Source organism: Siccibacter turicensis LMG 23730 (genome assembly GCF_000463155.2).
Taxonomy (GTDB): domain Bacteria; phylum Pseudomonadota; class Gammaproteobacteria; order Enterobacterales; family Enterobacteriaceae; genus Siccibacter; species Siccibacter turicensis.
Window position 1 is genome coordinate 100,283 of sequence record NZ_AWFZ01000017.1, and the last position, 21,625, is coordinate 121,907.

20 protein-coding genes are annotated in these 21,625 nt (G+C 58.3%); 7 read left to right on the forward strand and 13 right to left on the reverse strand.

Going from position 1 to position 21,625, the window contains the following annotated elements:
* Positions 1 to 54 precede the first annotated feature (54 nt).
* The 4 genes from nadC (at position 55) to hofC (ending at position 4,146) form a co-directional block, all read left to right on the forward strand.
* Positions 55 to 945, forward strand: a complete 891-nt coding sequence (nadC, locus tag DW58_RS02320) for a carboxylating nicotinate-nucleotide diphosphorylase (protein ID WP_024548528.1) — start codon at positions 55 to 57, stop codon at positions 943 to 945.
* A 183-nt stretch (positions 946 to 1,128) separates the two neighbouring features.
* Positions 1,129 to 1,566, forward strand: a complete 438-nt coding sequence (gene ppdD, locus DW58_RS02325; RefSeq protein WP_024548563.1) for a prepilin peptidase-dependent pilin — start codon at positions 1,129 to 1,131, stop codon at positions 1,564 to 1,566.
* Positions 1,567 to 1,577: 11 nt separating this feature from the next.
* Entirely contained in the window at positions 1,578 to 2,957 is a 1,380-nt protein-coding gene (gene gspE, locus DW58_RS02330; RefSeq protein WP_024548564.1) for a type II secretion system protein GspE, read from the forward strand.
* Positions 2,944 to 4,146, forward strand: coding sequence for a protein transport protein HofC (gene hofC / locus DW58_RS02335; protein WP_024548565.1), 1,203 nt, complete (start codon positions 2,944 to 2,946; stop codon positions 4,144 to 4,146). Before gspE ends, hofC begins: the two co-directional genes overlap by 14 nt.
* Before the next feature lie 50 nt (positions 4,147 to 4,196).
* Here the strand turns inward: hofC and DW58_RS02340 are convergent, their stop codons facing one another.
* Positions 4,197 to 5,240 carry a GMP reductase gene (locus DW58_RS02340; RefSeq protein WP_024548566.1) on the reverse strand — a complete coding sequence of 348 codons (1,044 nt, stop codon included), beginning with the start codon at positions 5,238 to 5,240 and terminating at the stop codon, positions 4,197 to 4,199.
* A 271-nt stretch (positions 5,241 to 5,511) separates the two neighbouring features.
* On the opposite strand from DW58_RS02340, the gene coaE reads away from it, so the two are divergent.
* Genes coaE through yacG form a run of 3 tightly spaced genes read left to right on the forward strand, consistent with a single transcriptional unit; the run spans position 5,512 to position 7,085 of the window.
* On the forward strand, positions 5,512 to 6,132 hold the full coding sequence (gene coaE / locus DW58_RS02345; protein ID WP_024548567.1) for a dephospho-CoA kinase: 621 nt from the start codon (positions 5,512 to 5,514) through the stop codon (positions 6,130 to 6,132).
* Positions 6,132 to 6,875, forward strand: coding sequence for a cell division protein ZapD (gene zapD, locus DW58_RS02350; protein ID WP_024548568.1), 744 nt, complete (start codon positions 6,132 to 6,134; stop codon positions 6,873 to 6,875). Before coaE ends, zapD begins: the two co-directional genes overlap by 1 nt.
* A 9-nt stretch (positions 6,876 to 6,884) precedes the next feature.
* Positions 6,885 to 7,085 (forward strand): DNA gyrase inhibitor YacG, encoded by a 201-nt coding sequence (gene yacG / locus DW58_RS02355; RefSeq protein ID WP_024548569.1) that lies wholly within the window; start codon positions 6,885 to 6,887, stop codon positions 7,083 to 7,085.
* 83 nt (positions 7,086 to 7,168) lie between these two features.
* On the opposite strand, the gene mutT is transcribed toward yacG, so the two are convergent.
* The 12 genes from mutT to murD all read right to left on the reverse strand — a co-directional run bounded on the left by mutT (position 7,169) and on the right by murD (position 21,624).
* A complete protein-coding gene (gene mutT / locus DW58_RS02360) occupies positions 7,169 to 7,567 on the reverse strand; it encodes an 8-oxo-dGTP diphosphatase MutT (RefSeq protein ID WP_024548570.1) in 399 nt (132 codons plus the stop codon).
* A gap of 58 nt (positions 7,568 to 7,625) precedes the next feature.
* Positions 7,626 to 10,331: a preprotein translocase subunit SecA gene (secA, locus tag DW58_RS02365; protein ID WP_024548571.1), complete on the reverse strand. Its 2,706-nt coding sequence runs from the start codon at positions 10,329 to 10,331 to the stop codon at positions 7,626 to 7,628.
* Between the two features lie 59 nt (positions 10,332 to 10,390).
* The gene (secM, locus tag DW58_RS02370; RefSeq protein WP_024548572.1) at positions 10,391 to 10,897 is read right to left on the reverse strand and encodes a secA translation cis-regulator SecM; all 507 of its coding nucleotides are present in this window, start codon (positions 10,895 to 10,897) and stop codon (positions 10,391 to 10,393) included.
* 297 nt (positions 10,898 to 11,194) lie between these two features.
* A complete protein-coding gene (gene lpxC / locus DW58_RS02375) occupies positions 11,195 to 12,112 on the reverse strand; it encodes a UDP-3-O-acyl-N-acetylglucosamine deacetylase (RefSeq protein WP_024548573.1) in 918 nt (305 codons plus the stop codon).
* A 102-nt stretch (positions 12,113 to 12,214) separates the two neighbouring features.
* The gene (gene ftsZ / locus DW58_RS02380; RefSeq protein ID WP_024548574.1) at positions 12,215 to 13,366 is read right to left on the reverse strand and encodes a cell division protein FtsZ; all 1,152 of its coding nucleotides are present in this window, start codon (positions 13,364 to 13,366) and stop codon (positions 12,215 to 12,217) included.
* Positions 13,367 to 13,429: 63 nt separating this feature from the next.
* Positions 13,430 to 14,686 (reverse strand): cell division protein FtsA, encoded by a 1,257-nt coding sequence (gene ftsA / locus DW58_RS02385; RefSeq protein ID WP_024548575.1) that lies wholly within the window; start codon positions 14,684 to 14,686, stop codon positions 13,430 to 13,432.
* Between the two features lie 14 nt (positions 14,687 to 14,700).
* A complete protein-coding gene (gene ftsQ / locus DW58_RS02390) occupies positions 14,701 to 15,537 on the reverse strand; it encodes a cell division protein FtsQ (protein WP_029696418.1) in 837 nt (278 codons plus the stop codon).
* Between the two features lies 1 nt (position 15,538).
* Entirely contained in the window at positions 15,539 to 16,459 is a 921-nt protein-coding gene (locus DW58_RS02395) for a D-alanine--D-alanine ligase (protein ID WP_024548576.1), read from the reverse strand.
* Complete coding sequence (gene murC, locus DW58_RS02400) at positions 16,452 to 17,927, reverse strand: UDP-N-acetylmuramate--L-alanine ligase (protein WP_024548577.1); 1,476 nt, start codon at positions 17,925 to 17,927, stop codon at positions 16,452 to 16,454. The genes DW58_RS02395 and murC overlap by 8 nt, the downstream gene beginning before the upstream one ends.
* A 72-nt stretch (positions 17,928 to 17,999) precedes the next feature.
* A complete protein-coding gene (murG, locus tag DW58_RS02405) occupies positions 18,000 to 19,067 on the reverse strand; it encodes an undecaprenyldiphospho-muramoylpentapeptide beta-N-acetylglucosaminyltransferase (RefSeq protein ID WP_024548578.1) in 1,068 nt (355 codons plus the stop codon).
* Positions 19,064 to 20,308, reverse strand: a complete 1,245-nt coding sequence (gene ftsW / locus DW58_RS02410) for a cell division protein FtsW (protein WP_024548579.1) — start codon at positions 20,306 to 20,308, stop codon at positions 19,064 to 19,066. Before ftsW ends, murG begins: the two co-directional genes overlap by 4 nt.
* The gene (gene murD / locus DW58_RS02415) at positions 20,308 to 21,624 is read right to left on the reverse strand and encodes a UDP-N-acetylmuramoyl-L-alanine--D-glutamate ligase (RefSeq protein WP_024548580.1); all 1,317 of its coding nucleotides are present in this window, start codon (positions 21,622 to 21,624) and stop codon (positions 20,308 to 20,310) included. Before murD ends, ftsW begins: the two co-directional genes overlap by 1 nt.
* Position 21,625: the final 1 nt, after the last annotated feature.

Consider the following 21,625-nt stretch of genomic DNA (forward strand, 5'->3'; position numbering starts at 1 on the left):
GCTTCAGAGTAGCATGTTTCAATCTTTTGATTCGCCACCATTTTGGAGTTTATCATGCCACCTCGCCGCTATAATCCGGACCACCGACGCGACGCGCTGCTTGAGCGCATTACGCTCGATATCCCGCAGACCGTTTCTCAGGCGTTATGCGAAGATTTAGGCGGAGAGCCCGATGCGAATAATGACATTACCGCCCAACTGTTACCGGCAGATAACCAGTCCCACGCCGTGGTGATCACCCGCGAAGACGGTGTGTTTTGCGGTAAGCGCTGGGTGGAAGAGGTCTTTATTCAGCTTGGTGGCGATGTGAACATCACCTGGCATGTGAACGACGGCGATACCGTCGTCGCGGAACAGCCGCTGTTTGAACTGCGCGGCCCCTCTCGCGTGCTGTTGACCGGCGAGCGCACGGCGCTCAACTTTGTGCAGACCCTCTCCGGCGTCGCCACGCTGGTGAAAAGCTACGTCGACCTGCTTGCCGGTACCCACACCCAACTGCTGGACACCCGTAAAACCCTGCCCGGCCTGCGTACCGCGCTGAAATATGCGGTGCTGTGCGGCGGAGGCAGCAACCACCGCCTCGGGCTGTCAGATGCGTTTCTGATCAAAGAGAACCATATCATCGCCTCGGGTTCGATTCGCCAGGCGATCGAAAAGGCGTTCTGGCTGCACCCGGACGTGCCGGTTGAGGTGGAAGTGGAGTCGCTGGACGAGCTCCAGCAGGCGCTGGACGCCGGTGCCGACATCATCATGCTCGACAACTTCGACACCGAGCAGATGCGTGAAGCCGTGAAGCTGACCGCCGGCAAGGCGCGGCTTGAGGTCTCCGGCAATGTGACCAAAGAAACCATCCGCGAATTCGCCCTGACCGGCGTTGATTTTATCTCCGTCGGCGCCCTGACAAAACACGTCCGCGCGCTCGATCTCTCCATGCGTTTTCGCTAGCCCATGACGACGGCGCGCCGCCTGGCCGCGCCGTTATTTTGCGAGCCTCACCGCACCCGCCACTCAACGTACTGCAACCCCCTTATCTTCTCCTGAAAGCCTCTCCACGATTGCTGTTTTGCCGCTCGCCTGTCCGGTTTGCCTTTGCCAGAGTGGGCTCACCCTAAACACAAGGAGTGGAAAATGAACAAACAGCAAGGCTTTACCCTGATTGAATTGATGGTGGTGATCGCCATCATCGCTATCCTTAGCGCCGTCGGCATACCGGCTTACCAGAACTACCTGCGTAAAGCGGCATTAACCGATGTCCTGCAAACGTTCCTGCCCTACCGCACCGCCGTTGAGCTGTGCGCCATCGATCGCGGCGGCCTCAACAGCTGTGATGCCGGAAGTAACGGTATTCCCGGCGTACGAACCAGCCGCTACGTCTCGTCGATGAGCCTCGGCAAAGGCGTCGTAACCCTGGCCGGAAAATCGAGCCTCAACGGGCTGACGGTCACTCTGACGCCAGTCTGGAGCGACGCCAAAGGGATTGAGGGCTGGAACCGCGTCTGCACCGTGACGGGCGACAGCGCCCTGCAGCAGGCCTGCGAGGACGTGTTCCGCTTTAGCGTGGAATAAGGGAGGCCACCATGACAAACCCGCATCTCGCCGGACTGTGCAAACGCTACGGCGCGCATCTTATCGGCGTTACCGATACGGTTGTCCATATTGCCGTGGTGGGGCATCCCGCCCAGGCGCTGCTGGACGCCCTGCGCTTTTCAACGTCAAAACAGGTGGATATCGAGTGCTGGAGCGCCGAGCGTATGGAAAAGGAGCAGCATGCCGCCTCGCCCGCAGCGGCGCAGGAGGAGGACCTGCCGGTGACGGAGTGGGTCAACCAGACCCTGACCGAAGCGCTGGCGCGTCGCGCCTCGGATATTCACTTCGAACCCGGCGAGAGCGGTTACCAGGTGCGCCTGCGTATTGATGGCGCACTCCATCTGGCCGCACGGGCACCGGCTAAAATGGCCGCCACCATCGCGGCACGGCTGAAGGTGCTGGGTAACCTGGATATTGCAGAGCGACGGGTTCCGCAGGACGGGCAGTTCAGCATCATGCTGGGGGAGCAGAAGGTGTCGTTTCGTCTTTCAACGCTTCCCTGCCTGCACGGTGAAAAAGTGGTGCTGCGCCTGCAGCACCAGGGTAAGAAGCACATTGATGCTGGCGCGCTCGGTATGAGCTCGTCACAGCTGAAGACCTTTCGCCATACGCTCCATCAACCCCAGGGTCTGGTGCTGGTCACCGGCCCGACGGGCAGTGGAAAAACCATGACGCTCTACAGCGCGCTGGGGGAAAGAAACCAGCCGGAGGTTAATATCTGCAGCGTGGAAGATCCCGTCGAGCTGCCCCTGGCGGGGTTAACGCAGACGCAGATCCACCCTAAAGCAGGCCTGACGTTTCAGACCATCCTGCGCGCCCTGCTACGTCAGGACCCGGATATCATCATGGTGGGCGAGATCCGGGATGGCGAGACGGCAGAGATCGCCATCAACGCCGCGCAAACCGGCCATCTGGTGCTCTCCACCCTGCATACCAACTCCACCATTGAAACCCTTACCCGCCTTGAGCAGATGGGCGTCGCGCGCTGGATGCTGGCCTCGGCGCTCAAGCTGGTGCTGGCGCAGCGGCTGGTGCGTAAGCTCTGCCCTCACTGCCGCAGCCTGCACCCTGAGCCGGTGCAGCTGCCCAAAGCACTCTGGCCGCAGCCGCTGCCCAACTGGAAAGCCAACGGCTGCGAACGCTGCTACGCCGGGTTCTATGGCCGCATTGCGCTGTTCGAAATGCTCAACGTCACCCCGGAGCTGAGCCGCCTCATCGTGGCCGGCGCCTCGGCCAGCGAAACGGAAAAGCTGGCGCATCAGCAGGGCATGAAAAGCCTGTTTGCCCACGGGCTACGGGCGGTCGATGAAGGCAAAACCACCATCGAAGAGGTATATCGCGTAATAGGTGTGCCGCATGGCACCGCGTAGCCAGCTGTGGCGCTGGGAGGGTATCACCGCACAGGGGGAGCGCAGCCAGGGGGTGATGCTGTCGCCGGACAAAGCCGATGCCGCACTCGATCTCCAGAGTGAAGGCATCACGGTGCTTGCGCTCCGCCATCAATGGGTTCAGTCCCGCTACTGGCGCATCGAATACGTGATTCAGTTCGCCCGCCAGCTTGCCACCCTGCTACAGGCCGGGGTGACGCTGGCTGAAGGGCTGACGCTGATGGCGCAGCAGGACCCGGTGCCGCAGTGGCGCGCGCTGCTGCAGCGCCTGACCCGGCAAATTCTGCAGGGCGAGCCGTTCTCCGTGGCGCTGAAAGCCTGGCCGGAGATCTTCTCACCGCTGTTTGTCGCACTTATCGAAACCGGAGAGCTGACAGGTAAGCTGGAGGAGTGCTGTCTGCATCTGGCGCGCCAGCAGGAGGCGCAGTGGGTATTGAAGAAGAAAGTGTACAAAGCGCTTCGCTATCCGGGCTTTATTATTGCCCTTGCTCTGGCGGTGACCGCCGGGATGCTCGGCTTTGTACTGCCGGAGTTCGCGGCTATCTACCAGGCGTTTAACACGCCGCTGCCGGCGCTGACCCGGGGCGTCATCGCCCTGTCAGATGGGGTGGCCGACTACGGATTTCTGGCGCTGGCCGTCGTGCCGGTCGTCTGGGCCGCCGGGCGTCTCTCACAGCGTAATGCGCGCTGCCATACCGTCTGTCAGCGGGCACTACTCAAAATGCCGCTTGCCGGGGAGCTGATACGCGGGCACCGGTTAAGCCAGATCTACATGGTGCTCTCCTTAACCCAGCAGGCCGGCATCCCTTTGCTCAACGGTCTGGGATGCGCGAACAATACCCTGCCCGCGCGGTTCTGGCGTCAGACGATGGAGCGTATAACGCATCGTGTCTCACAGGGGGAGCCGCTCTGGCGCGCCATGGAAGAGGAAACCGTCTTCAGCCCGTGGTGTACTCCACTGATTCGCATCGGGGAGATGACCGGCTCGCTGGATACCATGCTCAACCGTCTGGCGGCGCTGCACGCTGCACGCACCGGCGAACGGGCCGACAGCCTGGCCGCAGCGCTTGAACCAATCATCATGGTGGTAATGGGCGTCATCATCGGCACCCTGGTCGTGGCCATGTATCTGCCGATTTTCCATCTTGGGGATGCCATGAGCGCCGGATAAAAAAAGGGCATCCTGCTGGATGCCCGTTAAAACAGAGGAACGCGCCCGGCTTAGTTGCCGTTGAATACGCGGTTCTCCTGCTCGAGTACGCGAATGAAGGTGGTGCGCTTGGTCAGCTCTTTCAGGCGCTCCGCCCCGACGTATGTGCATGCTGAGCGCAAGCCGCCGAGAATATCGCGCGCGGTATTTTCCACCGGGCCACGCAGCTTGAGCTTCACGGTTTTGCCCTCTGCCGCACGGTACTGCGCTACGCCGCCTACGTGACGGTTCATCGCCGATTCGGAGCTCATGCCGTAGAACAGCATAAATTTCTCGCCGTTCTCTTCCACCAGCGTACCGCCGCTCTCGTCATGCCCGGCCAGCATGCCACCCAGCATCACAAAATCGGCGCCGCCGCCGAACGCTTTGGCGACATCGCCCGGTACGGCGCAGCCGCCGTCACTGACAATCTGGCCACCGAGGCCATGCGCCGCGTCGGCACACTCGATGACCGCGGAGAGCTGCGGATAACCCACGCCGGTCTTAACACGGGTGGTGCAGACGGAACCCGGACCGATGCCAACTTTAACGATGTCGGCCCCGGAGAGGATCAGCTCTTCACACATCTCGCCGGTGACCACGTTGCCCGCGCAGATGACTTTATCCGGCCAGGCTTCGCGCGCTTTACTGAGGAACTTCACGAAGTGTTCCGAGTAGCCGTTAGCGACGTCAATGCAGATAAACTTGAGGTGAGACGAAAGCGCCAGGATCTGTTTGGTTTTGGTAAAGTCGGCATCAGAGGTGCCGGTCGACACCATTACATGGCGCAGCGTGCTTTCCGGTACGGCGTTGACGAAACCCGCCCAGTCCTGCACGCTATAGTGTTTGTGCACGGCGGTGAGAATATCGAATGCGGCCAGCGCTTTCGCCATGGCGAATGTCCCTACCGTATCCATATTGGCAGCGATAATGGGAACCCCGGACCAGGAAATACCAGCGTGCTTGAAAGTGAATTGACGTTCGAGTTCAACGTCGGAGCGGCTTTTCAGCGTGGAGCGTTTAGGGCGGATAAGAACGTCTTTGAAACCTAACTTCAGATCTTCTTCAATACGCATGTGCGGATTCCTGGGTTAATGGCGATGGACGCAAAGAGAAAAGCGGCGGTGCAACTGCCAACTCCAGTGACGTTATCATACGCACTAAAAATGGCGCCGCAAGACTGCGAAAACCTTCTTTTTTGCGCTACAATCCGGGAAATTTACCTGAAAAATGGCTTTTCGCACCGGATTTGCAACGCAGCCAGACGGACAGGCATCCTGCATCAATACGCACGGTCAGATTGATGCGTTCTTTTTTGCCGCATGACGAGAATTCAGGAACCTTTTTATGGCTTATACGGTTGCGCTGACGGGCGGAGTAGGAAGTGGCAAAAGCACGGTTGCCGACGCCTTTGCGCACCTTGGCGTCACGGTTATCGACGCAGACATCATTGCCCGTCAGGTTGTAGAACCCGGTACGCCCGCACTGTCAGCCATTATCGATCGTTTCGGCAGCGGCATCTGCTTGCCGGACGGCACGCTTAACCGCCGCGCGCTGCGGGAAAAAATCTTTGCCCGCGCCGAAGACAAAGCCTGGTTAAACGCCCTGCTGCATCCGTTGATTGGACAACAAACCCGGCAGGAAATTGCACAAGCCACCTCGGATTACGTACTCTGGGTTGTTCCGCTGCTCGTGGAAAACCAGTTACACAAAAATGCGGATCGCATTCTGGTCGTTGACGTCACCCCTGACACCCAGCTCAGACGTACTATGCTTCGGGATAACGTACCGCGAGAACTCGCGGAAAAAATGCTGGCCGCGCAGGCGTCACGGGAAGCACGACTGGCGATAGCCGACGACGTCATCGATAATAACGGCGCACCAGAAGCGATTGTTTCAGATGTTGCCCGCCTGCATCAGCGCTACCTCGCCCTGGCTAAGCAGGCCGAACAACAGGAATATGAGTAATGCACACCCACGTCCTCTACGAACACCCGTTGAATGAGAAGATGCGCACCTGGCTGCGCATCGAGTTTCTTCTGAACCAGCTGAATGCCCAGCTACCGCTGCGCGACCATGCCACCGCCCTGCACTTCTTCCGCAACGCCGGCGATCTGCTGGATATCTTCGAACGCGGCGACGTGCGATCTGAGCTGATCAAAGAGCTGGATCGGCAGCAGCGTAAGCTGCAGGCATGGGTTGAAGTGCCCGGCGTCGATCAGGAGATGATCGCCACCCTGCGTCATAAGCTGAAAGCGTGCAGCAGCGTGCTGTTAGCCGCGCCGCGCATGGGACAGGTACTGCGTGAAGACCGGCTTATCGCTCTGGTACGACAGCGGCTGAGTATTCCGGGCGGCTGTTGCAGCTTCGATCTGCCCAGCCTGCAGCTGTGGCTTTATCTGCCGCAGGAGATTCGCGATGAGCAGGTAAATGGCTGGATCGCCAGCCTGGAGCCGCTCAATCAGGCGCTCCGTCTGGTGCTTGATCTGGTGCGCAACTCCTCCGCGCTACGTAAACAGACCAGCCTGAACGGCTTTTACCAGGATAACGCCGAAGATACCGATCTGCTGCGTCTGCAGCTGAATCTGGCGGATGGACTTTATCCGCAGATCTCAGGTCATAAAAGCCGGTTTGCGATTCGTTTTCTGCCGCTCGACAGTGAAAAAGGCAGCGTGCCGGAGCGTCTCGATTTTGAACTGGCCTGCTGTTAAGGAGAAATAATGAGCGACAGTGATATTACCCGCGTCAATTGCCCAACCTGTGGCCGCAGCGTCGTCTGGAACGAAAGCAGCCCCTACCGGCCCTTCTGTTCAAAGCGCTGCCAGCTTATCGATCTCGGTGAGTGGGCGGACGAAGAAAAACGTATTCCCAGCAGTGGCGATCTGTCGGATACCGACGACTGGAGTGAACAGCAGCACTAAAACGGCAGCGGCCGCCGTCAATCGCGGTCAGCGCCTTGTTCGACAGGCCGCGAGGCACCCTGCACATCGCGGCAAGCGTGTGGTTATTGTCCGTCAGCGTCACGCAGGCGGGCGATGACCGGAGCGTTAGCAGGCGGGAACGCGCTACTGTCGAGGGCGGTCTGGGCAACCCAACTGCCTGCCTGCCCCTCTTTCCCCCACGGCTCCCCCTCCCAGGCGTCCACCATGAAGAACCAGAAAGCAATATGACGGTCGTCGAAGGTATGTTCCAGCGTCTGGAACAGCGTAAAGTCCGTGGCGCTAATACCGATCTCTTCATGCAGCTCACGCACCAGCGCCTGTTCAGGCGTTTCGTGTGCCTCAATTTTCCCGCCGGGAAACTCTGATTTACCCGCCATATGCGCATCGGCCGCGCGCTGGGTAATGAAGATTTCACCTGCGGCGTTGCGGATGATGCCCGCTGCGATTCGGATATGTTTCATCATAATCAGCCTGTAAAAAAGGCGCAGTTTCCTGCGCCTTTGCTTATTTCAGGGGACCTTAGCTCAAGCGGCCATGGCACTGTTTGTATTTCTTACCGGAACCGCACGGGCACAGGTCGTTACGGCCAACTTTACGATCGCCGCCCTGGGCTGCCAGCGCTTCTGCCGCCTCGGTTTCGTCATCTTTATGGCTGAGCTGCTGCATCTGGGCCAGACGCTCCGCCTCTTCACGACGCTGCTGCTCCATCGCTTCAACCTCTTCCGGCATCCGCACCTGAACTTTGCTCAGTGTGCTGATAACTTCGTACTTCAGTGACTCAAGCATGGCAGCAAACATGGAGAAGGATTCGCGCTTGTACTCCTGCTTCGGATCTTTCTGCGCATAGCCACGCAGGTGGATACCCTGACGCAGGTAGTCCATCGCCGCCAGGTGCTCTTTCCACAGGGAGTCGAGAGTCTGCAGCATGACGCCTTTTTCGAAGTGGCGCATCATGTCCACGCCAACCACGTCCTCTTTACGCTTATAGACTTCAATCGCGTTTTCAAGGATGCGCTCGCGCAGCGTTTCTTCGTGCAGATCCGGCTCTTTATCCAGCCACTCGCTGAGCGGCAGCTCAAGATCGAAGTCGTTTTTCAGACGCTCTTCCAGGCCCGGAATATCCCACATCTCTTCGAGAGACTGCGGCGGGATGTGTGCGTCGATGGTGGTCTTGAACACGTCCTCGCGAATGCTGTTGATGGTGTCGCTGATATCGGACACGTCGAGCAGTTCATTACGCTGGGTGTAGATTGCACGACGCTGGTCGTTCGCCACGTCATCATATTCGAGCAGCTGCTTACGGATATCGAAGTTACGGCTCTCAACCTTGCGCTGCGCGTTAGCGATGGCTTTGGTCACCCACGGGTGCTCGATCGCTTCGCCTGGCTTCATACCGAGCTTACGCATCATGCCCGACACGCGGTCAGAGGCGAAGATACGCATCAGGGCATCTTCCATAGAGAGATAGAAGCGTGAAGAACCGGCATCGCCCTGACGACCGGAACGGCCGCGCAGCTGGTTATCGATACGGCGGGATTCATGGCGCTCGGTACCGATGATATGCAGGCCGCCTGAGGCCAGCACCGCGTCGTGACGCACCTGCCAATCGGCTTTGATCTGCGCAATCTGTTCCGGGGTCGGGTCAACAAGCTCTGCCACTTCTGCCTGCCAGCTACCGCCGAGCACGATATCGGTACCACGACCCGCCATGTTGGTGGCGATGGTAACCGCAGACGGGTAACCCGCCTGCGCAACGATGCCCGCTTCGTTGGCGTGGAACTTGGCGTTCAGCACGTTGTGCTGGATGCCAGCTTTCGTCAGCTCATTCGACACCACTTCGGATTTTTCGATGGAGATGGTCCCCACCAGTACCGGCTGACCGTTGGCGGTGCGCTCTTTGATGTCTTCGATGATCGCCGCGATCTTATCCTGCTCGGTCATGTAGACCAGATCCGGCATGTCTTTACGGATCATCGGACGGTTGGTCGGTACCACGATGGTATCGAGCTTATAGATGGAGCTGAATTCGAACGCTTCGGTATCCGCCGTACCGGTCATCCCGGCCAGCTTTTCATACAGACGGAAGTAGTTCTGGAAGGTGATAGAAGCCAGCGTCTGGTTTTCGTTCTGAATATCCACGCCTTCTTTCGCTTCAACCGCCTGATGCAGACCGTCAGACCAGCGACGCCCCTGCATAGTACGGCCGGTGTGCTCATCGACAATGATGACTTCGCCATCTTTAACGATGTAGTCCACGTCGCGGGTGAACAGCGCGTGAGCGCGCAGAGCAGCGGTAACGTGGTGCATCAGCATGATGTTGGTCGGAGAGTAGAGCGACTCGCCCTCTTCCATGATGCCTTCTTTGACCAGCAGCTCTTCAATCAGCACCAGGCCGCGTTCGGTCAGGGTGACCTGACGCGCTTTTTCATCTACCGAGAAGTGCCCTTCGCCCTGGAAGGTGTCCGAGTCGTCCTTCTCCTGACGGATAAGGTTCGGAATGATTTTGTTTACTTTCTTGTACAGCTCGGAGCTGTCTTCAGCCGGGCCGGAAATGATAAGCGGCGTACGCGCTTCGTCGATGAGGATGGAGTCCACCTCATCCACCAGAGCGTAGTGAAGCTTACGCTGCACGCGCTCTTCCGGGCTGAACGCCATGTTGTCGCGCAGGTAGTCGAAACCGTATTCGTTGTTGGTGCCGTAGGTGATATCCGCGGCGTACGCTTCGCGTTTTGCCGGTGCCGGCATGCCCGGCAGGTTGATCCCGACGCTCAGACCGAGGAACTCAAACAGCGGGCGGTTGTTTTCGGCGTCACGCTGCGCCAGATAGTCGTTCACGGTAACCACGTGTACGCCCTTGCCGCTTAACGCGTTGAGGTAAGCCGGCAGGGTGGCGGTCAGGGTTTTACCTTCACCGGTACGCATCTCAGCGATGCAGCGATCGTTGAGCACCATACCGCCCAGCAGCTGAACATCGAAGTGGCGCATACCAAAGACGCGCTTGCTCGCTTCACGCACCACGGCAAAGGCTTCGGGGATCAGGCTCTCCAGCTCTTCGCCTTTCTCCAGACGCGCACGGAACTCGCCGGTTTTCGCTTTCAGCTCATCATCGGTGAGCTTTTCCATTGCCGGTTCCATGGCATTAATCTGAGCAACAACTTTACGCATACGACGCAGGGTGCGTTCGTTACGGCTACCAAAAACTTTGGTTAATAATTTGATTAGCATAATAAATTCTCAAGCGCCTCGCTGTGCGAAGACAGATAGTAAAGGGGGATAAATAAGGTTTAGCTGAGGCGTTGAGGTCCGGCGCGGATGCCCTGCACCTGGCTTAGCCAGGCAGTGATGCTGAAGGATGCGAGGGATTCACGCGCCGGTTGAATCACGAAACGCGTGATGAATGAAGGCAGCCCTTCCTGCGTCAGCAGTGCGCTGAGGGTATCCAGCAGCGCGAGATGGTGCGCCTGAATGGGCAACGGCTCTTCTGCCACGGAAAGCACCTGGGGTGCCATGGCAAACGAGAGATGACGGATAACGGTGCGAATCGCATGCTGATGCCAGTAATCGACGCTAAAAGAGGGGCGTTTTGCCGACTCCTGGATGCGGATAAAGCTGGTGACATCGACCAGCGGGCTGCGATTCGATGACGAGGCAGAGGTTTCTGCCGGGGTGTTTTGACCAGGGTTGTTATTTAACGCAGGCAGCCCAAAGCTTGCCGCGACCATCCCCAACAAGAGATGCGGCCAGAAGTAACGTCTGCCAAATTGTCGCCAACGCGTTAAAATCCCTGACACTCTGCTCACCTGGACCCTCTGTGACGCTGTGGTCCGTTTATCATCATAATAAGCCTCAAATCTTATCATCAATCCCGCCAGCAGGCAGCACGAAACATGCCGTAACCGACAGTTTATCTTTTTAATCGCAGGAAAGGCCGTCACAAAAATGCAAAGCGGGTCTGGCAGAATCCAGAGGTGGATAAAGCGGTAAGAACTGGATGCAGAAAGGAATAAAACAGGGAGAGCAAAACGACTGGCTTCCCTGGCCGGAGAGAGTGCCAGGTCAACCAGTCGTCATGTTTAAGCGGGTGTTGCTTACGCCAGAACCAGCGAAGGCGCTTTGAAGGCCAGCGGAAGTTCTGCTTCGTCTTCGTAGGTCACATATTCCCAGGCTTCTTGCTTAGCAAGAACGGCCTGCAGCAGTTTATTATTCAGCGCGTGTCCGGACTTATACGCCGTGAATGCACCAATAATGTTGTGACCACACATAAACAGATCGCCAATCGCATCCAGCATTTTGTGACGTACAAACTCGTCTTCAAAACGCAGGCCGTCTTCGTTCAGCACGCGATAGTCGTCAACCACGACTGCGCAGTCGAAGCTGCCGCCCAGGCACAGGCCGCGGGACTGCAGATATTCGATATCACGCATAAAGCCGAAGGTACGTGCGCGGCTGATCTGGCGCATAAACGCGTCCGCTGAGAAATTCATGCAGTAGCGTTGGTTGCTGGCATCAATCGCCGGGTGGTTAAAGTCGATGGTGAAATCCAGCGAAAAACCATTGAACGGTTTGAATTCAGCCCACTTGTCGCCATCTTCTACGCGAACAGTTTCTTTAATCCGCACGAATTTCTTCGCCGCGTTCAGCTCTTCAATACCTGCATCAAGCAGCAGATAGACGAATGGTGCAGCGCTACCGTCCATGATCGGGATTTCCGGCGCGTCGACTTCAATCATAATGTTGTCGATACCCAGACCCGCAAGGGCGGCGTTCAGATGCTCTACGGTAGATATCCGCACGTCGTGCTCGTTAACCAGGCAAGTACAGAGCATGGTATCACGCACGGATTTGGCATCAGCCGGGAAATCTACCGGTGGATTCAAGTCGGTGCGACGATAGATGACCCCGGTGTTTGCCGGCGCAGGGCGCAACGTCAGCGTGACTTTCTTGCCGGTGTGTAAACCGACGCCAGTCGCCTGAACGATACGTTTTAATGTCCTTTGTTTGATCATCGTATAATCTCGCCAAATTACTTAATCTAACCGAAAGTGTATATCACAAACGGCAGAGCATTTTAGCACAAAGAGCGCAAAATCCCAACTTCCGGTTTATTCTTAATCAGCTTGCTTACGCAGGAACGCTGGAATGTCCAGATAATCGGGCTCTTTCGCCGCTTGCGTCGTGTTGTCGTTGACCACTTTAGAAGCCGGTTTCTGCTCCTGGGTCAGCGGCGCCATACCGTGCTGCTGGTAGCGATCCATCACAGGCTGCTGGGTCTGCTTATTGGTCACCAGCGTGATTTCCGGACGCTTGTCCATGCCAATGCCGGTCGCAACAACGGTGACACGCAGTTCGTCGTTCATCTCTGGATCCAGAGAGGTACCGATAACCACAGTTGCGTTGTCAGAGGCGAAGGCACGAATGGTGTTACCCACCGTTTCAAACTCATCCAGACGCAGATCGAAGCCCGCCGTGATGTTGACCAGTACGCCACGTGCGCCAGAGAGGTCGATATCTTCCAGCAGCGGGCTGGAAATTGCCATCTCGGCCGCTTCTTCAGCGCGATCTTCACCGCTTGCTACGCCGGAACCCATCATCGCGTAGCCCATTTCGGACATCACGGTGCGCACGTCAGCAAAGTCGACGTTCATCAGGCCAGGACGTGTAATCAGCTCGGCGATACCCTGCACCGCGCCTTTCAGCACGTCGTTCGCCGCGCCAAACGCGTCGAGCAGAGAGATGCCGCGACCCAACACTTTGAGCAGCTTATCGTTCGGGATGGTGATCAGTGAATCGACATGTTTGGAGAGCTCAGAGATACCCTGCTCCGCGAATGCCATGCGCTTTTTGCCTTCAAAGTTGAACGGCTTGGTCACAACGGCAACGGTCAGAATACCCAAATCTTTGGCCACTTCAGCAACCACTGGCGCAGCACCGGTACCGGTACCGCCGCCCATGCCCGCGGCGATAAAGACCATGTCCGCACCTTCCAGCGCAGCACGCAGGCCTTCGCGGTCTTCTTCAGCGGCGTTACGACCCACTTCCGGGTTGGCGCCTGCGCCAAGACCTTTGGTGATGCCGCTACCGATCTGAATCGTCTGACCTACCGCGGTTTTACGCAGTGCCTGCGCATCGGTGTTTACTGCAAAGAATTCGACGCCTTCGATGCGCTCGCGCACCATATGCTCGACGGCGTTACCACCGCCCCCACCGACGCCGATGACTTTAATCACCGCGTCGTTGGTCAGTTCCATAGGTTCAAACATAGTTTCTCTCCGTTTATGCCTGTTCGCCTGAGACCGTTAATATTTTGCGGTCTCTTTAAAAAATTAAAACTCTTTTCTCAGCCAACTGTTGATTCGCTTAATCCACGAGCCGACTGACGCACGTTTTTCTACTTCCGCCTCACCGCTCAGATGGGACTCTTTCCCATAGTGCAGCAGCCCGACGGCGGTAGAGTAATAAGACTCCTGGGCGTAATCAGTAAGGCCAGTGATATTCAACGGCTGACCAATACGTACCTGCGTATGGAACACGCGCTGCGCACAGGCTGCCAGGCCTTCAATTTGCGCCGCGCCGCCGGTTAACACAATCCCCGCCGCGAGATGATGTTTCACACCCTGCTGGCGAAGCTGCTCCTGCAATTGCAAAATCTCTTCGTTCACCAGGTTGAGCAGCTCGGTATAACGCGGCTCAATCACCTCGGCTAACGTCTGACGCTGAAGGCTGCGGGGAGGACGACCGCCCACGCTTGGGACTTCAACGCTTTCATCTTTCCCTACAATCGAGCCCAGGGCGCAGCCGTGACGGACCTTAATGGCTTCCGCATCGCTCGGCGGCGTCCCGAAGGCGTACGCGATATCACTGGTCACCACGTTGCCAGCATACGGTATAACCTTGGTGTGACGGAGCGCGCCACCGGTATAAACAGCGATATCCATTGTACCACCGCCGATATCCACCACGCAGACCCCGAGTTCACGCTCGTCTTCGGTCAATACTGAATAGCTGGAGGCCAGGCCTGCAAAAATGAGTTGGTCAACTTTCAGGCCACAACGTTCAACGGCTTTAACGATGTTTTTCGCCATATCGTTGTGACATGTGATCAAGTGCACTTTTGCCTGCATGCGCACCCCGGAAAGCCCTACCGGGTTTTTAATCCCTTCCTGGTAGTCAATCGCGTACTCCTGGGGAATCACGTGGAGTACCCGATGCTCATCGCGCACGCGGACGGATTTCGCGGTATGCACCACGTTCTCAACGTCTTCCAGCGTGACCTCTTCCTCGGAAATCGGCACCATCCCGATTTCGTTCTGGCAGCTGATATGTTTACCAGAAAGCGCCAGATAGACCGATGAGATTTGGCAGTCTGCCATAAGTTCGGCCTGGTCAATCGCGCGTTGAACGCACTTAACCACCGACTCCAAATCGTTTACCCCGCCTTTATCCATACCGCGCGAAGGGCAACTGCCCACGCCAATGATATTGATCATACCGTCGGGCAGAACTTCCCCTACCAAAGCAGCAACCTTCGCGGTGCCAATCTCCAGTCCAACTACCAATTTTCTGTCCGTCGCCTTGATCATTGCTGTTCTGCCTGTCACTGATTCTGTTGCTGAGTCTGTTGCTGATTCAGTTCCTCAGGTGGCGTGGGCGCTGGTGCCCAGCCCACTGCCGCACCGGAGTCATAACGCAGGTCAACATAGCTGATAATTTTGCCGTCTGCCTGCGCTTGCTGCTGCAATACCGGGTAAAGCTCGATAAAGCGCTCAAGGCGCTTGATCGTGTCACCGCGCCCCAGGTTGAGCTTGATGTCATTACTCAGCGTCAACTGCCAGGAGCGGCGGGCAGTCATTGCCGCGTCCTTCAGTGCCAGCTTATCTTTCGCCAGCACGGCCCCCATATTGCGATAACCCTGCAACACTTCGTTTTCGCTGCCTTCCGGTCCATAGAGCATCGGCAACGTCTGTTTACTGGTTCGTTCAGCCGGAACGCTGAACGAATTGCCGTCGGCATCAATCATGTGCTGATCATTCCACCTTGCCAGCGGCACATATTCAACCAGATGAATCTTCAATTCGTCCGGCCATTGCTTTCTTACGCTCGCCTGCTTGATCCACGGCAGACGTTCGATCTGACTTTGAATGATATTTACATCCTGAGTCATAAAGGTGCCCGGCGCGCCAAGCGCCAGAATGGACTGACGAATATCATCGTTGCGCGTGTAGTGCCGCTCGCCGGTTACCACCAGCTTTGACAGCGGCAGACGCTGTGCGTCATCCATCCATCCCAGCACGACCCAGCCGCTAAATAAGATGGTGCACACCACCATTAGCAGGAAAATAATGCCTGCCAGACGGGTGCCATTATTCCGGCGGGAAGCAGCATTCTGCTGCTCCTCGGCACGGGCTCGCGCGTTCAGCGCCGCCTGAGACATATCAGTCAGCCAGCTCCAGAATGCGCACCACCAGCTGCGAGAACGTCATTCCGGCCTGACGTGCTGCCATCGGAACGAGGCTGTGGCTGGTCATACCCGGCGAGGTGTTAACCTCAAGCAGATAAAACTGCCCGTCGCTGTCTTTCATTACGTCCACGCGTCCCCATCCGCTGCAGCCCAGGGTATCCCAGGCGCTACGTACCAGATCGGCAAGCGCATGCTCGTCCGCATCTTCTAAACCTGCCGGGCAAAAATACTGAGTCTCATCAGAGAGATATTTCGCCTCATAATCATAGAAGATACCGGCAGGTTGAATACGAATTGACGGCAGAATATCGTTACCAAGCATCGCAACTGTGAACTCCGGCCCGCTGAGCCACTTTTCAATCAGCACTTCGCTGTCATGCTCAAAGGCGAGTTCCAGCGCCGCAACAAGCGCATCGGCATGCTCAACCCGGGACATCCCCACGCTGGAGCCTTCATGCGCCGGCTTGATGATCAGCGGTAAACCGAGATCGTCAATCGCGCGCTGGGTAGCGGCATCAAGCCCGGCGCTGAATTGCGTGCGGGTCAGTGACACCCAGGGTGCCACCGGCAGACCTGCGCCCTGCCACAGCAGCTTGGTGCGCAGCTTGTCCATGCCGATAGCCGACGCCATCACGCCGCTGCCGGTGTAGGGCAGCTCCAGCAGCTCAAGCACGCCCTGCAGCGTACCGTCTTCGCCGCCGCGACCATGCAGCGCAATAAAGACTTTGGTAAAGCCCTGCTCTTTAAGCGTTGTCACCGGAACATCCCGCGTATCTACCGCGTGAACGTTCAGGCCCGCCTCTTTCAGCCCGGCCAGCACCGCCGCACCGGACTGCAATGAAACCTCGCGTTCGGCGGAGTTGCCGCCAAACAGCACAGCGATCTTATCACTCATGCGCGTCATCCTCCGGCGTGTGCGGCTGCAGCTTGATCTCAGCCAGATTTCTGGCGATTTTGCCGATATTTCCGGCACCCTGCACCAGAATCAAATCATTGCCGGTCAGCACCGGGGCCAGCATTTCCGCCACATGCGCGGCATCCGGCACCAGAATCGGGTCAATCTTGCCGCGTGCGCGAATCGTGCGGCACAGCGAGCGGCTGTCCGCCCCCGGGATCGGCGCTTCGCCCGCCGGGTACACGTCCAGCATCAGCAGCACATCAACCTGCGTTAACACGTTGGCGAAATCATCATAGAGATCGCGGGTACGCGTATAGCGGTGCGGCTGGAAGATCATCACCAGATTTTTATCCGGCCAGCCGGCGCGCGCCGCTTTGATGGTGGCATCCACCTCAGTCGGATGGTGCCCGTAGTCATCCACCAGCATCGCGCTGCCCGCTTTACCGTTTACCGGCTCCAGCGGGAAGTTGCCCAGGAAGTCGAAGCGGCGCCCGGTACCCTGGAAACTCTCCAGCGCACGCAGGATGGCGTCGTCCTCAATGCCCTCTTCCGTCGCCACCGCGACCGCCGCCGAGGCGTTCAGCGCATTGTGGCGGCCCGGGGCGTTCAGCGTCACCTGCAGCGCCGGTTTATCCTGGCGCACAATGGTGAACCGACCCTGCGCACCGCTCTGGCTGTAGCCCTCAATGCGCACATCTGCATCGTCACTGAAGCCATAGGTGGTGGTCTGACGGCCAACCTGCGGCAGCAGCTCCCGGATCACCGGATCATCGATGCACATTACCGCCCGTCCATAAAACGGCAGATTGTGCAAAAAGTTGATGAACGTCTGCTTTAAATTTTCGAAATCGCCCTGGTAAGTGTCCATGTGGTCGGCTTCGATATTGGTCACAATCGCCACCATCGGCTGCAAATGCAGGAACGAGGCGTCGCTTTCATCCGCTTCGGCAATCAGGTAGCGGCTGTGTCCAAGGCGCGCATGCGTTCCCGCCGCCTTAACCAGTCCGCCGTTAACAAAGGTCGGATCCAGCCCGGCTTCTGCATAAATGCTGGACACCATCGCCGTGGTCGTGGTTTTCCCGTGCGTGCCTGCCACCGCAATGCCGTGGCGAAAACGCATCAGCTCGGCGAGCATCTCCGCGCGGCGGATCACCGGAATACGCGCCTCGCGTGCTGCGACAATCTCCGGGTTATCCGCAGAGATCGCGCTGGATACCACCACCACGCTCGCATCCAGCACGTTTTCCGGGCGATGGTTGAAATAAATGGTCGCGCCAAGCTGCGTCAACTGCTGCGTCACCGGGTTCGGAGCCAGATCGGACCCGCTTATCTGATAGCCTTCGTTGGCCAGCACTTCGGCAATACCACCCATACCGGCGCCGCCGATGCCAACAAAGTGAATGTGCCGGACGCGACGCATCTCGGGTACGATAGAACGCAGTTTCGCCAGTTGTTGTGTATTCATTCATTAAACCTGCGGCGCAGTGCGCCAAAAAAAACATCAAAATCACACCCGGCCATCGGCCAGGCGATGTCGTTACGCCAGTGCAGCGGCGCGGACTTCGTTTGCTACCCGCTCGGTGGCATCGGGAATCGATGCTGCACGGGCGTGAACCGCCATGGTCATCAGCGTGGCGCGATCCCAGCCCGCAAGGGTGTTGGTAACCGCATCCACCGTGAACTGTGGCTGCTCAATAATCTTTGCCGCGCCGGCTTTCTCCAGCGGCAGCGCGTTCCAGTACTGCTGACGATCCTTATGCTGGAAGGGCACAAACAGCGCGGGCAACCCGGCGGCGGCCACTTCACTGACCGTCAGCGCGCCGGAGCGACATACCACGACGTCGGCCCAGCCGTAGGCTTGCGCCATATCGTCGATAAATTCGGTCACTTTATGCTGCGGCTGCCCGGCGGCGGCATAGGCTGCCTGTACTGCCTCCAGCCCGCCTTTACCGCTCTGATGCCAGACGGTAATGCGATTGCCAAGCCTTCCAGCCACCTGCGGCATGGTCTGGTTAAGGATGCGCGCGCCCTGGGACCCGCCAACTACCAGCACCCGAATCGGCCCTTCGCGTCCGGCCAGACGCGCGTCCGGCAGCGGGAGCGCCAGCACGTCCGTACGTACCGGGTTACCTACCACATCCGCATTCGGGAATGCGCCAGGAAACGCCTGCATCACTTTTTTGGCAAGCTTCGACAGCCATTTGTTGGTCAGGCCGGCGATGCCATTCTGCTCATGCAGCACGACAGGGATCCCTAAAGACCAGGCGGCAAGCCCGCCCGGCCCGGATACATACCCGCCCATACCCAGCACGACGTCAGGCCGGAAGCGCTTCATAATGGCGCGCGCCTGGCGCCACGCGTTGAAAATGCGAACCGGCGCCATCAGCATCGCGCCGAGGCCTTTCCCGCGCAGGCCAGAAATACGAATGAAATCAATCTCAATGCCGTGCTTCGGCACCAGGTCGGCTTCCATACGATCGGCGGTACCCAGCCAGCGAACCTGCCAGCCCTGGACCATCAAATGGTGCGCAACGGCAAGCCCGGGGAACACGTGTCCGCCGGTACCGCCTGCCATCACCATCAACCGTTTCGCTTGCCCTGTCATCGTGAACCTCGTGTAAACGCCTGGGCATTCTCCAGACGCGTTTCATAATCTATGCGTAACAGAAACATGATGGCCGTCGACATGATAAGCAGACTCGAACCACCGTAACTGATAAGCGGCAGCGTCAGACCTTTGGTCGGCAGCATCCCCGCCGCCGCGCCTACGTTTACCAGTGCCTGGAAGCTGAACCAGACGCCGATCGAGCAGGCAAGAAAACCTGAAAAACGCTGATCGATCTCCAGTGCGCGACGCCCGATGGACATCGCACGGAAAGCGACGAAGAATACCATCAATAATGCAAGTACCACACCGATATATCCGAGTTCTTCCCCGATAATCGAGAAGATAAAGTCGGTATGTGCTTCCGGCAGATACTCCAGTTTTTGCACGGAATTCCCCAGCCCCTGCCCCCACAATTCACCGCGGCCAAACGCCATCAGCGACTGGGTCAACTGATAACCGCTGCCGAAGGGATCTTCCCACGGATTCCAGAAGGAGGTAACGCGGCGCATACGGTAAGGTTCGGCAAGGATAAGCAGCACCACCGCCGAGATCCCCATACCGATGATGGCGAGGAACTGCCAGAGCTTTGCCCCGGCCAGGAACAGCATCGCCAGCGTGGTGACAAACAGTACCACCACGGTACCAAGGTCAGGCTGGGCCAGCAGCAGCACCGCCATCACCAGGATCACGCCCATTGGTTTTAAGAAGCCGCGCAGGTTGTTGCGCACTTCGTCCACCTTACGTACCAGGTAGTTGGCGAGATAGCAGAACAGCGACAGCTTCGAGAGCTCCGCAGGCTGAATACGCAGCGGGCCGAATGAAATCCAGCGCGACGCCCCGTTTACCGAGCTACCCACCACCAGAACGATGAGCAGCATAATAATAGAAGCGATCAGCATAAATGCACTGTGGCGCTGCCAGAACGACATCGGCAGGCGCAGCGTGATCATCGCCAGCATGAACGACAGCAGCAGATAGAGCGCATCACGCTTGGCAAACAGGAAGGGATCGTCCGCCAGGCGCTGCCCCACCGGCATTGATGCCGAGGTGACCATGATGAAGCCGATCGCCGCCAGACCAAACGTGAGCCACAGCAGCGTGCGGTCATACATGACCAGGCTGGTGGTATCTTTTTCACGCGAGCCCATGACCCAGCCTTTCAGCGCCGAAAACAGCCATACCAGAAGCCCGGCCCCTGGTACGCGCGGCACGCGAAGACGTGGGAGAGAAAGACGCATCACCCGAGCTCCTTCGCAAGGCGGGTGAATACGTCACCGCGCTGTTCGAAATTTTTAAACTGGTCGAGGCTGGCGCAGGCCGGAGAGAGCAACACCATGTCGCCCGGCTGAAGCTGTGCGGCAAGACGCTGCATCGCCTGCTCCATGGTGTCGGTCTGCACGGCCACCTCAGGACGCAGTGCGGCAAGCTCCGCGCCGTCACGCCCGAAGCACCAGAGGCGAATGTTGTCTCCGCCAAGATAGCGGCGCAGCGGCGTGAAGTCCGCCGATTTTCCGTCGCCCCCCAGCAGCAGGTGCAGCGTTCCCTCAACCTGTAATCCGTTGAGCGCCGCCTCGGTGCTGCCGACGTTGGTCGCTTTGGAGTCGTTAACCCAGCGCACGCCGTTGTGCTCATAGGCCAGTTGGAAACGGTGCGGCAGACCGGTAAAGGTGGTTAAGGCGGTCAGGCTACTGGCGCGCGGCAGGCCGGCGGCATCCGCCAGCGCCAGCGCGGCCAGCGCGTTGGTGTAGTTGTGTTGCCCCACCAGCTTCATCTCTTTCACGTTCAGGACTTTTTCGCCCTTCACCCGCAGCCAGGTTTCACCCTGCTGACGATTGAGATGGTAGTCGCCAACGTCGATCCCGAAGCTGACACAGCGCGCGTCGGCGCCGCGTACCGGCATGGTCAGTGCATCGTCGGCGTTCACCACGCAGGTAACGGCATTTTCGTAGACGCGTAGCTTGGCGCCGCGATACTGCTGCAGGCCAAACGGATAGCGATCCATGTGATCTTCCGTGACGTTGAGGATCGTCGCGGCCACCGCTTTCAGGCTGCTGGTGGTTTCCAGCTGGAAGCTCGACAGCTCCAGCACGTAAAGCTCGCGGTCGTCATCCAGCAGCATCAGGGCCGGCAGGCCAATGTTACCGCCAACGCCGGTATTGATGCCGGCGGCTTTCGCCATTTCGCCTACCAGCGTCGTCACGGTGCTTTTACCGTTTGAGCCGGTGATGGCGATGATGGGCGCCTGGGCTTCACGACAGAAGAGTTCGATGTCACCCACGATCTCCACACCGGCGTCAGCCGCCGCGCTGAGCGATGGATGTGCCAGTGCGATACCAGGGCTTGCCACGATCAGATCCGCCGCCAGCAGCCAGTCATCGTTGAGGCTACCCAGATGGCGCTCAACGTTTTCAGGCAGCTTGTCCAGCCCCGGCGGCGCAGTGCGCGTATCCATGACGCGCGGCGTCACGCCGCGGGCGAGGAAATAATCCACGCAGGAAAGCCCGGTCAGCCCCAGCCCAATAATCACGACGTTTTTGCCCTGGTAAGCAGACATA

Coding starts and splice junctions, on each gene's coding strand:
- ftsA (WP_024548575.1), bottom strand. CDS start 14,686: ATGATCAAGGCGACGGACAGAAAATTGGTAGTTGGACTGGAGATTGGC.
- yacG (WP_024548569.1), top strand. CDS start 6,885: ATGAGCGACAGTGATATTACCCGCGTCAATTGCCCAACCTGTGGCCGC.
- DW58_RS02395 (WP_024548576.1), bottom strand. CDS start 16,459: ATGAGTGATAAGATCGCTGTGCTGTTTGGCGGCAACTCCGCCGAACGC.
- DW58_RS02340 (WP_024548566.1), bottom strand. CDS start 5,240: ATGCGTATTGAAGAAGATCTGAAGTTAGGTTTCAAAGACGTTCTTATC.
- coaE (WP_024548567.1), top strand. CDS start 5,512: ATGGCTTATACGGTTGCGCTGACGGGCGGAGTAGGAAGTGGCAAAAGC.
- gspE (WP_024548564.1), top strand. CDS start 1,578: ATGACAAACCCGCATCTCGCCGGACTGTGCAAACGCTACGGCGCGCAT.
- murG (WP_024548578.1), bottom strand. CDS start 19,067: ATGACAGGGCAAGCGAAACGGTTGATGGTGATGGCAGGCGGTACCGGC.
- murD (WP_024548580.1), bottom strand. CDS start 21,624: ATGTCTGCTTACCAGGGCAAAAACGTCGTGATTATTGGGCTGGGGCTG.
- murC (WP_024548577.1), bottom strand. CDS start 17,927: ATGAATACACAACAACTGGCGAAACTGCGTTCTATCGTACCCGAGATG.
- ppdD (WP_024548563.1), top strand. CDS start 1,129: ATGAACAAACAGCAAGGCTTTACCCTGATTGAATTGATGGTGGTGATC.
- ftsQ (WP_029696418.1), bottom strand. CDS start 15,537: ATGTCTCAGGCGGCGCTGAACGCGCGAGCCCGTGCCGAGGAGCAGCAG.
- zapD (WP_024548568.1), top strand. CDS start 6,132: ATGCACACCCACGTCCTCTACGAACACCCGTTGAATGAGAAGATGCGC.
- ftsW (WP_024548579.1), bottom strand. CDS start 20,308: ATGCGTCTTTCTCTCCCACGTCTTCGCGTGCCGCGCGTACCAGGGGCC.
- mutT (WP_024548570.1), bottom strand. CDS start 7,567: ATGAAACATATCCGAATCGCAGCGGGCATCATCCGCAACGCCGCAGGT.
- ftsZ (WP_024548574.1), bottom strand. CDS start 13,366: ATGTTTGAACCTATGGAACTGACCAACGACGCGGTGATTAAAGTCATC.
- secA (WP_024548571.1), bottom strand. CDS start 10,331: ATGCTAATCAAATTATTAACCAAAGTTTTTGGTAGCCGTAACGAACGC.
- lpxC (WP_024548573.1), bottom strand. CDS start 12,112: ATGATCAAACAAAGGACATTAAAACGTATCGTTCAGGCGACTGGCGTC.
- nadC (WP_024548528.1), top strand. CDS start 55: ATGCCACCTCGCCGCTATAATCCGGACCACCGACGCGACGCGCTGCTT.
- hofC (WP_024548565.1), top strand. CDS start 2,944: ATGGCACCGCGTAGCCAGCTGTGGCGCTGGGAGGGTATCACCGCACAG.